Genomic DNA, 11,233 nt, shown 5'->3' with positions numbered 1-11,233 from the left:
GGACAGGGTCCCGGGGGCGAGAAGCGACTGGCCAGACATGCCGGCGAGTGTATCGAGAGCCGATCGGGCAGCATGGCGGCAGAGAGAGGAGCCGCGACCATGGCGCTGTTCAAGAAGAGAACGGTCGGCAAGCCGGGCGAGTGGTACTACTGCCTGGAGCACAAGAAGGTCGAGGAGGGTCCGGAGTGCCCGGCCAAGGACCGCTTCGGCCCCTACGCCACTCGCCCCGAGGCCGAGGACGCCATGCGGACAGCGGCGGAACGCAACCTCCAATGGGAGAACGACCCGCGCTGGCACGACGGGGGCCCTGCCGGGCGGGAGGCGGACGAGGGCTGACACCCGGCGTCGGCGGGCCGCCTCGCGGGTCGGGCGGAGCCTTAGGAGTCAGTCGCGGCCCCGGCCGCCGGGTCCGCTGAGGCTCCCGACCGCACGGCGGCCTGGGCCCGGCGGTCCGCCTGCCGGACCGTCGCCCGCACGGACCGCCGCCTGCTCGGACCGCCGGTCCGCGCCGTCCGACGTTCCGCCGTCGCGGCGGGAAGGTTTTCGCCGCGAACGGCGCGTGACCCGCGCCGTGAGGCCCGGCGATGCCGAACCCGGCGGCACCCGGGGGGGGCGTTCACCCTTCGCGGCAGTGCTCACCAGCGCGTAGGCGGGGGTGACGTGAGGTGTTCCGCGAGGCGGGTTACACGGTCGCGGAAGGAGCAGTGGGTCCGGGGGCCCGGGACGCGGTTCTCGCCGGCGGCGGCGCTGACCAGGTGCTGGACCGTGTCCAGCTCGATCTCGTCGCTGTCCGCGGGAACCGCCAGTGCCTCGTGCGCCAGCGCGTGCAGATCGCGGTCGCCGCCGTCCAGTGCCAGCACGGTCGCCCCGGCCCGCCGCGCGCCGTGGACGCGCTCCAGCAGCGGCCCGCCCGGCGGATCCGGCGCCACCACCAGCAGCGTCTCGCCGCGCCCGGCAGCCTCCAGGCGGCCCAGCCCCACCGCCAGGTGCGGCGGCTCGCCGGCCCGCACCCGGTGCCGTACGAGGGTGGGGGACAGCTCCGGCAGCCCGGACCACGCCGCCTCGTCGTCGAGGTGCGCCGCCAGATGCCACGGCTCGTACGCCTCGCCGCCCACCAGCAGCAGCCCGCCGCCGTGCGGCGCGAGAGAGGTCCGCAGGGAGCCCGCGAACCGCCGGGTGGCCTCCAGCCACTCGGTCCCGGCGAGCACTTCCCGCAGCAGCGCGACCCGTACGGCGTCCATGGCCGCGCATCCTGCCCTACGCGCGCGTGGGGCGGGGAGGCTCCGGGCGCAACATCCCTCGCACGGGTGTCGGGCGTCGCCCGCCGCGCACCTGATGTTCATGTGGCGTGCCTTGACGACCAGTTGGGCCCTCCCTATGGTTCGGGCGGCAGGACAAGGGACGTCCTACGTCTGAATCGTCCGCGCTCGCGCTCGTATGCGATGGGGCACGTACACCACGATCACTTTCGCCGGATCCCCGTGGAGGAGCTGTCATGAGCGCATCTGGAACCGGCCCGGGCCCACGCCCCGCCCGCCGCACCGTTCTCGGCGGAGCCGCGGCCGCCGCCGCGGGCTTCGCGCTCGCCGGCTGCGGCGGCTCCGAGTACGGCGAGGGCGAGCCGAAGGGGCGGAAGAAGGGCGAGAAGATCACGCTCACCTTCTGGTCCTGGGTGCCTGGCATCGACCAGCCCGTCGCCCTGTGGAACAGCAAGAACCCGGACGTGCGGATCGAGTTGGAGCAGGTGTCGGCCGTCAACGGCGCCCAGTACGCGAAGATGCACGCCGCCGTCAAGGCCGGCAATCCGCCCGACCTCGGCCAGGTCGAGTACCCGATCGTGCCCAGCTTCCTCCTCGACGACGGGCTGCTGGACCTGACGAAGTACGGCGCCGCCGGCGTCAAGTCCAAGTTCGAGGGCTGGCAGTGGCAGCAGAGCGTCTTCGGCGACGCCGTCTTCGCCATCCCTCAGGCCTCGGGCCCGATGGGCCTGTTCCTGCGCCAGGACCTCTTCGACCGGTGGGAGATCGAGACCCCGGCGACCTGGGACGAGTACGAGGCCGCGGCCAAGGCGATCCGCAGGAAGGGCGCCTGGATCGAGACCTTCTCGGCCACCAACGGCAACCGCTTCGCCGGCCTCGCCTGGCAGGCCGGGGCCCGCTGGTTCGCCGTCGACGGCGACACCTGGACGGTCTCCATCGACGACGAGCCCACGCGCAGGGTCGCCGACTACTGGGAGGCGCTCGTCCGGCAGAAGCTGATCAAGACCGTCCCCGACCGGCAGAGCGTCTGGTACAAGGACATCCAGACCGGTGCCATCCCCGCCTGGGTTGGCGCCAGTTGGGGCGACGCGCTGCTGGTCGGCAACGCGCCGAAGACCGCCGGGAAGTGGCGGGTCGCACCGCTGCCGCAGTGGAAGAAGGGCGAGAACGCCTCGGCCAACTGGGGCGGTTCGACCACCGCCGTCTTCCGCGGCACCCAGTACCCCCAGGACGCCATGGACTTCGCGGTCTGGCTCAACACCGACCCCGAGTCGGTCAAGCTCCTGATCGACGGCGGCTACGGCTGGCCCAGCGCCGTATCCGGCTGGACCGACGCCGACATGGAGAACCACAAGGAGTTCTTCGGCGGCCAAGACTACAGCAAGGTCTTCCAGGAGGCCGGCAAGGCCGTGGACACCAGCTGGCAGTGGGGCCCGGCCACGGACACCCTCTACCAGCGCTTCGGCGACGCCTTCACCGCGGTGCTCACCGGCGGCGGCTCCTTCCGCTCGGTCCTGGCCAAGGTGCAGCGGCAGACCGTGGACGACCTGAGGAACAAGGGCCTGAAGGTGGCGGCCGGGTGAGGCGGCCGACCCGCGGCGAGATCCGCAACGCCCGGGCGGCGTCCGGGTTCCTGCTGCCCTTCGCCGCCCTGTTCCTCCTCTGCTTCGTCGCCCCCATCGCGTACGCGCTCTACACCAGCCTGCTGAAGGTCGAGCGGTCCGGGCCGCTCGGCCTCGGCGGCGGGGCGCACGAGGTGTTCACCGGCCTGGACAACTACGCCCAGGCCCTCCAGGACCCCACGTTCACCGCCGGGTTCGGGCGGGTGCTGCTGTTCGGCCTCGTGCAGGTGCCGCTGATGATCGTGCTCGCCACCGCACTCGCGCTGCTGCTGGAGGCCGCCTCCGCGCGCTGGGTCGGCTTCTTCCGCACGGCGTTCTTCCTGCCGTACGGCGTGCCCGGCGTGATCGCCTCGATCCTGTGGGGCTTCCTCTACGTGCCGGGCATCAGCCCGTTCGTGGAGATGGCCGGCTCGGTCGGCTGGGACGTGGACTTCCTCTCGCGCTCCAGCGTGCTGTGGGCCATCGCCAACATCGTCACCTGGCAGTACGCGGGCTACAACATGCTCGTCCTGATCGCCCAGCTGAAGTCGGTGCCGGTCGAGCTGTACGAGGCGGCGCGGATCGACGGTGCCAATGCCTGGCAGGTCGCCCGCCACATCAAACTGCCGCTGATCAGGCCCGCGTTGGTGCTGACCACGGTCTTCAGCATCATCGGCACGCTCCAGCTGTTCGCCGAGCCGCTGGTGCTCCAGCCGCTGACGAACTCCATCGACTCCGGCTACACGCCCAACCTGAACGCGTACAACGAGGCGTTCAAGAGCAACAACCAGAACGTCGCGGCGGCCGAGGCCGTGCTGTTGGCGCTCGTGGCCTGCGCGCTGTCCTTCGGCTTCCTGCGGGTCGTCGGACGGCGGGGGAAGGACGGCGCATGACGCTCGTGTCGGAGGACCGGGACTCGGGCCGGGCCGCCGCCCGCCGGTCGGGCGCCACGGCCGTGGCCAAGGCGGGCGGGCCGGGCCGGCCGCCGCTGCGCCACCGGATCATCACGCGCTCGCTGCTGGCCGTCGCGGCCGTCTACTTCCTCGTGCCCGTCTACTGGCTGGTGGTCTCGGCCACCAAGAACACCGAGGGCCTCTTCGGCACCTTCGGCTTCTGGTTCGCCGACCCGCGCCCGCTGGAGTACCTCGGCGACCTGCTCGCGTACGAGGACGGGATCTACGTCCGCTGGTTCGCCAACAGCCTCCTGTACGCGGGGGCCGGCGCGGTCGCCTCCACACTGCTCTCGGCGGCCGCCGGCTACGCGCTGGCGAAGTTCCCCTTCCCGGGGCGGGAGACTGTCTTCAACGTGTTCCTGGCCGGGGTCCTCATCCCGGGCACGGCCCTGGCCCTGCCGCTCTACCTGCTGTTCAGTGAAATCGGGCTCGCCAACACGTACTGGGCGGTGCTGGTGCCCAGCGTCGTCAGCCCGTTCGGCGTCTACCTCTGCCGGATCTACGCGGCGGCGGCCGTGCCGGACTCGCTGCTGGAGGCGGCGCGGATCGACGGGGCGGGGGAGGCGCGGATCTTCTTCCGGCTGGTGCTGCGGCTGATGACGCCGGCGCTGGTCACCGTCTTCCTGTTCCAGTTCGTGCACATCTGGAACAACTTCTTCCTGCCGCTGGTGATGCTCTCCGACTCCGACCTGTACCCGCTCCAGCTGGGCCTGACCACGTGGACCGGCTATGCCGACCGGCAGCCCGTGCTGTACCAGTACACGGTCGGCGGCGCGTTCCTGTCCGTGCTCCCGCTGATGGTGCTGATGGGCGTGTTGCAGCGGTACTGGCGTACGGGGCTGACCGAGGGCAGCGTCAAGTGACCCGCGAGTAGGGTTATGGGGCCGGACCTGGCAGTATCGCCGTATGACGACTTCTCCCGACGAAGCGAACACGACCGCCGGTCCTGGCGAAGCGAACAGGACTGCCGGCTCCGGCTCTGGCTCCGCTGCTTCCGCCGCGTCCGCGCCCGCGTCTGCGCCCGCCAAGGACCCCTGGGACCTGCCGGACGCGTCCGGCCTGGTGGTCGGGGTCCTCGGCGGCACCGGTGACCAGGGCCGCGGGCTCGCGTACCGGCTGGCCAGGGCCGGCCAGAAGGTGCTCATCGGCTCGCGCCGCGAGGAGCGTGCGCGGACCGCGGCCGCCGAACTGGGCCTGGGCACCGAGGGGTTCGAGAACGCGGAGTGCGCGCGGCGCAGCGACGTCGTGATCGTGGCCGTGCCGTGGGACGGGCACGGCAAGACGCTGGAGGGGCTGCGCGAGGAACTGGCGGGGAAGCTGGTCGTCGACTGCGTGAACCCGCTGGGCTTCGACAAGAAGGGCGCCTACGCGATCCGCCCGGAGGAGGGCAGCGCCGCCGAGCAGGCGGCGGCCCTGCTGCCGGAGTCGCGGGTGACCGCCGCGTTCCACCACCTGTCGGCGGCGCTGCTCCAGGACGAGGCGATCGAGTCGATCGACACCGACGTGATGGTGCTGGGGGAGGTGCGTGCGGACACCGACCTCGTACAGGCCCTGGCCGCCCGCATCCCCGGCGTCCGCGGCGTCTTCGCGGGCCGCCTGCGCAACGCCCACCAGATCGAGTCCCTGACCGCCAACCTCGTGTCCACGAACCGCCGCTACAAGGCCCACGCGGGCCTGCGGGTCACGGACGTGTAGGGCGATGGCGGGGCGTGAGGGACAATGGCGGGGATCCCGCCCCCGGACAGGAGCCCAGGAGTCAGCCCTCATGCCCCGCCTCGCCCTCTTCGCCCTCGCCGTCTGCGTGCTGACCACGGTCGCCGCGGTCGTCTCCTTCGTCCAGGGCAGCTGGCTCGTGGGCGTCGTCTGGATCATGATGGCGGGCGTCTCGTCCAACATGACCTGGTTCTCCGTCCGCCGGGCCCGCGCGCAGCGCGCCGAGGCAGCGGCGCGCCACTGACCCCGGGGCAGGGGCCGGAGCCCGGTCCGCGGCTTCCGGAGCCCCCGCCACCTGCGCCCGGGATGGCCTGGGGATGAGGGCCCAGCCGCGCCCCGGCCGTCAGCTGTAGAAGTTGCGCTCCCACCGGTGCTTGGCCAGCGCGGCCAGCTGGTCGGCGGTGAGCGTCCGCCCGTCGCTGACGGCCGTGTTGCGCTCGACGTTGCGCACCCTGCGCATGCCGGGGATGACCGTGGAGACCGCGGGTGAGCTCAGCACGAACCGCAGGGCGTACTCGGCGATCTCGTCGGGGGCGATCCCGAGCTCGTCGACGATCGCGGCCACGCGCCGCTCGACCTGCGCCGGGCGGTCGCCGCGGAAGTAGTGGCGGCGCACGTCGCCCTCGGGGAAGGTCGTGTCGGCGGTGATCCGGCCGGTGAGGCCGCCCTCGTCCAGCGCGACCCGCACGATGACGCCGACGCCGTGCTCCTCGCAGGCGGGCAGCAGCGCGTCGGCGGGCGACTGGTCGAAGACGTTGTAGATGACCTGGACGGTGTCCAGGACGCCGCTGCGGACGAGTTCGAGCGCGTTGTGCGGCTGGTGGTCGTTGTTGGAGATACCGAAGAGGCGGATCTTGCCCTCCTGCTTCAGCTCGGCGATCGTCTCCAGCCAGTCGCCGCGGCCCATCCACTCGTCGTGCCAGACGTGGAACTGCAGGACGTCGAAGTGGTCGAGGCCCGTGGTGCGCAGGCTCGTCTCGACGCTCTCGCGGATGTGCGCGCCGGGGAAGGTCTCGGCCGGGTCCAGGCCGCCGGGTGCGGGGAACATCCCGTTCTTCGGCCCGACCTTGGTCGCGACGAGCACGCCGGCGCCGGACCGCTCGCGGACGACGCGGCCGACGATCCGCTCGCTCTCCGCGTAGCCGCGGGCGGTGTCGATGAAGTTCACGCCGAGGTCGATCCCGCGGTGCAGGGCCCGCACGGACTCGTCCTCGGTGGCGCCCACCCAGCCGGACCCGGACTCACCGATGCCCCAGGTCCCGTAGCCGATCTCGGACACGGACAGCCCACTGCGTCCCAGCTCGCGGTAGCGCACGATCATTCCTCCACGTCATGGTCGTCATCCGGCGGAAGCCGAGGTTCCGCCGGAAATCCCGACGATGATAAGCGGACGTCCTGAACGCGGGTCAGGAGGTCGCCTGCGGGCCCAGGGGGCGCGGAGCCGGGAGGTCGCCCACGCGATCCCCCGCGCCGCCGGGACGTACGGGCCGGGCCTTGCCGATTCGCCCCGCCCGCTGTGCGAGCAGCAGCGCCAGCGGTCCCGCGGGAAGGAGAAACCGCCCCTCCACGGCCGCGCCGATCGCCTCGCCCAGAGGCCACCAGGAGAGCTTGAAGTCCGCTTCCGAGGCGGTCAGTTCCTGCGCCCCATACGCAAGGTCCCGAGCCTCGAAGAGGTGCACCCGCGCCGCCGAGTCGAGCGAGATGGCGTACGACCCGAGCGACTTCCAGGACGCGGCAGTGACCCCAGCCTCTTCCCGCAACTCCCGCCGCGCACACGCCTCGTCACTCTCCCCGGCCTCCTTCCGTCCACCGGGCAGGAAGAGGTACTCGCCGCCGTGCCGGGGGAAAACGGCGCTCAACACCGCTACCAGCCCGGCGGCGTCCCGCGCCACCACAACGGAGGCGTCACGGACCGGCCCACGGCCTGGGGTGTCGTCGCTCATACTCGCGAGCGTAGAGCGGTCACGGACGCCGGTGTGGCCAGCAGCGCGTGTGCCTTCTCCGCGAGCGCCGAGTCGATGAGCTCGAACTGCCCGACGTGCACCCTGTCGTAGCCGTACATGGTCGTATCCAGTTCGTACGACCGGAGTTGTTCGAGCCGCCACGGCGCGTGAGCCTCGAACGAGGTGGGCGGGGGGACGAGCCGCGCACCGGTGCCGACGTTGACCAACCAGGCGCCCTCGGCGTGCTGCTTCGGCCCGCCGTAGAGCCGCCCTGGGGCGTGAGCGGCAGCCACCCGCGCGAGATCGGGGTCGCTCCCCTCCACTCCCGGTACGGGGATCGTGGCGACGACGGCGGACAGTGAATCAGCGGCCGTGTATGCGACGACGCAGTGCCGGTCGGGCCAGTCGTACAGCAGGCGGAAGACGGTGACTCGGCTGGTGCCCGTGCGGTCCTTGCTCATTCCGCTCCTTGTGAGGCCGGTCGACCTCCGCGACGTGGGAGGCGGAGGCCGACAGTCCGTTGTGTTCTGAGGTCAGCAGCCCGTGGGCTCGTTGCCGCCCTTGCCGTCATCGCCGCAGTTCTTCGGGGCGCCGCCCTGCGAGCAGTTGAGTGACGTCGCTGCCCACAGCTCCTCGTCCACCGCGAAGCCCGCCGTCTCGATGGCGTCGACAGTGCGGGGGATGACGACTGAGGCGGGCTCGTACGCGACGCCTTGCTCGTCGAAGGGGTGGTGGTGGACCTTCCGCCAGCGGTGGGACGCGAACCACCGGTCGTACGGCTCGGTGTACTGGAGAAAGACGTGCCATCCCAGATCCACGGTCGGGCTGGGGCTGAGCACGGGCGAACCGACGGGCCGCTGCGCGCAGGTGGCCAGATAGGCGAGCGCCTGGTCCATGACGCGGGTGGCGCGCGGCAGCGTCATCCGGTGGTCCCGAGCCAGGGTCGCCACGAGCCGGTCGAACAGCTTGGTCTCCATGAGGGAGCGGGCGATTGTCCGCTCGGTGGTGAGAGTGGACATGAGATCCTCTCCGATGTGTGGTCGGCGCGGCTTATGCGCGCACCGGTCGTGCTCGGGCCTTGTGGGCCCGCCTGCCCCGGCCGGGTCCTGCCAGGAACGGCGGCCGGGGCGGGATTCCCGTGTGGCGCGACAGGGGCCGGAGTCGGCGACTCGAATGATCGATCGGACGGTCACCGGTTCGTCTTCGCCTCACGCTGGTCGCAGTGCAGCGGGCATTGACACGGCGGGTAGGCGAGGGGGGGCAGGCAGCCGCTCCGGGTCACCGGATCGGACCGCGCGTCGAGGCCCCCAGCTCTGCCCGCCGTCACGGCTGACGCGCAGTGTCATGCGGGGCGGTTCCGATGCTCCGGGAGCGTCCATCCCGTCCTCCGTTTCGCCCGTGGTCTCTGTGGTGGACCGTAGGGACGAGGGGAGAGCGGGCTCCAGGAAGTTGCGGGAAGTTGCGGGGGATTCACCCCAGGGCGTCGAGCGCTGCGGTGATGTGCCCGCGCGCACGGTCGCCGTGTACGGCGATCTTCGACAGTTCGACGAATGCCCGGCTGTAGTCGGTGAGTTCGCGCGGTTGGACGATATTGATCTCGGCAGTGAGGGTCTCCACGACGTTGCGTGCGCCGTCGTGGAGGTAGAACGCTTCCAGAGGCCAGATGGTGCGTTCGGCGGCGAGCGGGATGATTCCGAGGGAGACCGATGGCAGCGGCAATACGGCGAGCAGGTGCTGCAGTTGTCCGGCCAATGTCTCGGCGTCGCCCATGCGGTAGCGCAGAACGCACTCCTCCATGAGCACGACGAAGCGGTGGTTCCCCTCGAAGAGGAAGCGGGAGCGGGCGACGCGCGCGGCAACGGCCTGGGCGATGTCGTTCGGAGTGCCCTGGAAGTGGGTGAAGCGGCTCATGAGCGCTGTCGCATAGCCAGGTGTCTGGAAGAAGCCCGGGACGACGTTGGAAACGTACACGCGCGTGACCGACGTCCGCTCGTACAGCGCGTATACGTCTTCCTGCCCCTTGCGCATGCCGTTCCCGTGGAGCCTGCGCCACTCCACGTACATCGAATCCACCGCCCGAGCGGTGGCGATCAGGTCCTCGGCTTGGTCCTCGGCCCCGCAAGCGCGGCACCAGGCGCGGATGTCGGAGTCCGAGGGTGCGACGTCAGCCTTCTGAATGCGCGTGGTCTTCGCGGGATGCCAGCCGCACCGCACAGAAAGCTCTCGCCCGGTGAGGCCAGCGTCCTTGCGTAGGTGGGTGAGGCGAACAGCGAGTGCTTCACGGGCCGCCTGAGCGCTGGAGGAGGGAGATACAGGCATGGACGCGCGTATGGGATCAGACGGTGAAGGTCTCGTGGTCGACGGCGCGTTCCCACACGGCCTCGAACGCCGATGCGCACAGTTTGACCACGGCGGGGTCTTCCCATTCCGTACCGCTGACCAGCGCCTCCAACGCCTGCTCGGCCTTGATCCCCTGGAGCACCAGGTCGGCCGACTCTTCCTCCACCCACATCGTCGGCGATCCCTCACCCCCGGTGTTGGGGTCAATGCCCATGAACCGTAGTGCCATGCCAACCTCCGTTGTCGAGTGGGTTGCGGCATCTTGCAGACCATCCCGCCTTCCAGAACAGCGCGTCAAGATGGACCAACGGAACGTGACGGTCGACGAAGTCGGGGCGTAACGGCTGCGGACGCGAGTCGTCAGGACCCAATGGGGAGTTGGGGTTCGCCCTGCCAGAAGCGGAACCATTCCTGGCCCAGGTAGGTTTCGAGTTCCGAGACGCCGAGGGCGTGCAGGATCGAGTCGACCGCGGTGAAGAAGACATGGTTGACCTCGGGGATCCACAGGAGGGCGAAGACGGCGAGGAGGCCGAAGGGGGCGAACGGCTCCATCTGGCGGCGGATGCCGTGGGAGAGCCAGGGTTCGAGCACGCCGTAGCCGTCCAGGCCCGGCACCGGCAGGAAGTTGAGGATCGCGGCCGTCACCTGGAGCAGCGCGAGGAACGCCAGCGCGCAGCGGAACGCGACCGGCATGGAGTCCACCGCGCCGGTCCAGAACGGGGCCGTCAGGGCCAGCGCGAACAGCGCGTTGNNCCCGCCCGCGATCACGAACAGCACCGGCAGCACAATGCTCAGCAGCGCGTGTGTGTACTTCAGCGGGTTCAGGGTGAGATAGCCCTTCGCCCCGATCGAGATGTCCCCGCCGTGCAGCGCGGTGCGCGCGTGCGCGTACTCGTGCAGGCACAGCGACACGATCCAGCCGGACACCACGAACAGGAACACGGCGAAGCCGGTGCTCGCCGAGTAGTCCGCCCACACCGCCCAGCCGGACACGGCCATGATCGCGGCGATGCCGAGGAAGACCGGGCTGACCCGGCGTTCGCCACGGGCGACGGTGGTGGTCATACGGGACTCCTGTGATCGCGTACGGGCAGGGCTGGTGCCGCCTGCCCTCCGGCCGGGGCGTCCGACCGTACAGGCGACGAGGTGACAACGTCTCGGCGCCCGCTGTGAGTTCCCTCTCCGTCACGCGGTGTGAGATCACCTCGTTACCGGGCGTGCCCGCACTCGCCGATGCCGCATTCGGCGATGCCACTTGCAGATGCTGCACACGCCGATGCCTTACTCGGCGACGCCGCGACTGCCGACGCCGCGACCACTGCCGCACCCGCCCCTGCCACCGCACCCGCCGCCTCACTCGGCGATGCCGCGACCGCCGATGCCTGACCGCTGCTGCAGCCCCTACCGCCGCACCCGCCCCGACC

The 11,233-nt window shown here is 70.9% G+C and carries 13 protein-coding genes and 2 pseudogenes; 6 read left to right on the top strand and 9 right to left on the bottom strand.

Going from position 1 to position 11,233, the window contains the following annotated elements; all coding sequences use genetic code 11:
* The first annotated feature begins 99 nt into the window (after positions 1-99).
* Positions 100-336, top strand: coding sequence for a hypothetical protein (locus tag AOK16_RS17320; RefSeq protein WP_055473140.1), 237 nt, complete (start codon positions 100-102; stop codon positions 334-336).
* 299 nt (positions 337-635) lie between these two features.
* Here AOK16_RS17320 and AOK16_RS17315 read toward each other — a convergent pair whose 3' ends face one another.
* On the bottom strand, positions 636-1,241 hold the full coding sequence (locus tag AOK16_RS17315; protein ID WP_055473139.1) for a hypothetical protein: 606 nt from the start codon (positions 1,239-1,241) through the stop codon (positions 636-638).
* A 254-nt stretch (positions 1,242-1,495) separates the two neighbouring features.
* Between AOK16_RS17315 and AOK16_RS17310 the strand changes: the two genes are divergently transcribed.
* The 5 genes from AOK16_RS17310 to AOK16_RS17290 all read left to right on the top strand — a co-directional run bounded on the left by AOK16_RS17310 (position 1,496) and on the right by AOK16_RS17290 (position 5,770).
* Positions 1,496-2,842, top strand: coding sequence for an ABC transporter substrate-binding protein (locus tag AOK16_RS17310; protein ID WP_055473138.1), 1,347 nt, complete (start codon positions 1,496-1,498; stop codon positions 2,840-2,842).
* Positions 2,839-3,753: a carbohydrate ABC transporter permease gene (locus AOK16_RS17305; RefSeq protein WP_055473137.1), complete on the top strand. Its 915-nt coding sequence runs from the start codon at positions 2,839-2,841 to the stop codon at positions 3,751-3,753. Before AOK16_RS17310 ends, AOK16_RS17305 begins: the two co-directional genes overlap by 4 nt.
* On the top strand, positions 3,750-4,676 hold the full coding sequence (locus AOK16_RS17300; RefSeq protein ID WP_079101489.1) for a carbohydrate ABC transporter permease: 927 nt from the start codon (positions 3,750-3,752) through the stop codon (positions 4,674-4,676). The genes AOK16_RS17305 and AOK16_RS17300 overlap by 4 nt, the downstream gene beginning before the upstream one ends.
* A gap of 43 nt (positions 4,677-4,719) precedes the next feature.
* On the top strand, positions 4,720-5,508 hold the full coding sequence (npdG, locus tag AOK16_RS17295; protein ID WP_079101488.1) for an NADPH-dependent F420 reductase: 789 nt from the start codon (positions 4,720-4,722) through the stop codon (positions 5,506-5,508).
* 70 nt (positions 5,509-5,578) lie between these two features.
* Positions 5,579-5,770 carry a hypothetical protein gene (locus tag AOK16_RS17290; RefSeq protein ID WP_055473136.1) on the top strand — a complete coding sequence of 64 codons (192 nt, stop codon included), beginning with the start codon at positions 5,579-5,581 and terminating at the stop codon, positions 5,768-5,770.
* Between the two features lie 99 nt (positions 5,771-5,869).
* Here AOK16_RS17290 and AOK16_RS17285 read toward each other — a convergent pair whose 3' ends face one another.
* From AOK16_RS17285 to AOK16_RS28415, 8 genes and pseudogenes are all read right to left on the bottom strand, one after another.
* Positions 5,870-6,841: an aldo/keto reductase gene (locus AOK16_RS17285; protein WP_055473141.1), complete on the bottom strand. Its 972-nt coding sequence runs from the start codon at positions 6,839-6,841 to the stop codon at positions 5,870-5,872.
* A 91-nt stretch (positions 6,842-6,932) separates the two neighbouring features.
* Positions 6,933-7,469, bottom strand: coding sequence for an NUDIX domain-containing protein (locus AOK16_RS17280; protein WP_079101487.1), 537 nt, complete (start codon positions 7,467-7,469; stop codon positions 6,933-6,935).
* Positions 7,466-7,930: a hypothetical protein gene (locus AOK16_RS17275; RefSeq protein WP_055473135.1), complete on the bottom strand. Its 465-nt coding sequence runs from the start codon at positions 7,928-7,930 to the stop codon at positions 7,466-7,468. The genes AOK16_RS17280 and AOK16_RS17275 overlap by 4 nt, the downstream gene beginning before the upstream one ends.
* Positions 7,931-8,002: 72 nt before the next feature.
* On the bottom strand, positions 8,003-8,488 hold the full coding sequence (locus tag AOK16_RS17270) for a hypothetical protein (protein ID WP_055473134.1): 486 nt from the start codon (positions 8,486-8,488) through the stop codon (positions 8,003-8,005).
* A 451-nt stretch (positions 8,489-8,939) separates the two neighbouring features.
* Entirely contained in the window at positions 8,940-9,788 is an 849-nt protein-coding gene (locus AOK16_RS17265; protein ID WP_055473133.1) for a helix-turn-helix domain-containing protein, read from the bottom strand.
* Between the two features lie 16 nt (positions 9,789-9,804).
* Positions 9,805-10,038 (bottom strand): DUF6879 family protein, encoded by a 234-nt coding sequence (locus AOK16_RS17260; RefSeq protein WP_055473132.1) that lies wholly within the window; start codon positions 10,036-10,038, stop codon positions 9,805-9,807.
* Between the two features lie 131 nt (positions 10,039-10,169).
* Positions 10,170-10,560: pseudogene (locus AOK16_RS28420) on the bottom strand (zinc metalloprotease); the annotation flags it as partial.
* A gap of 2 nt (positions 10,561-10,562) precedes the next feature.
* Positions 10,563-10,874: pseudogene (locus AOK16_RS28415) on the bottom strand (site-2 protease family protein); the annotation flags it as partial.
* Between the last annotated feature and the right edge of the window lie 359 nt (positions 10,875-11,233).

The sequence above is a fragment of the Streptomyces pathocidini genome, assembly GCF_001418495.1.
GTDB classification, from domain to species: Bacteria; Actinomycetota; Actinomycetes; order Streptomycetales; family Streptomycetaceae; genus Streptomyces; species Streptomyces pathocidini.
The sequence above is the reverse complement of the archived record's forward strand: the minus strand, read 5'-3'. Positions and strand labels throughout refer to the sequence as shown.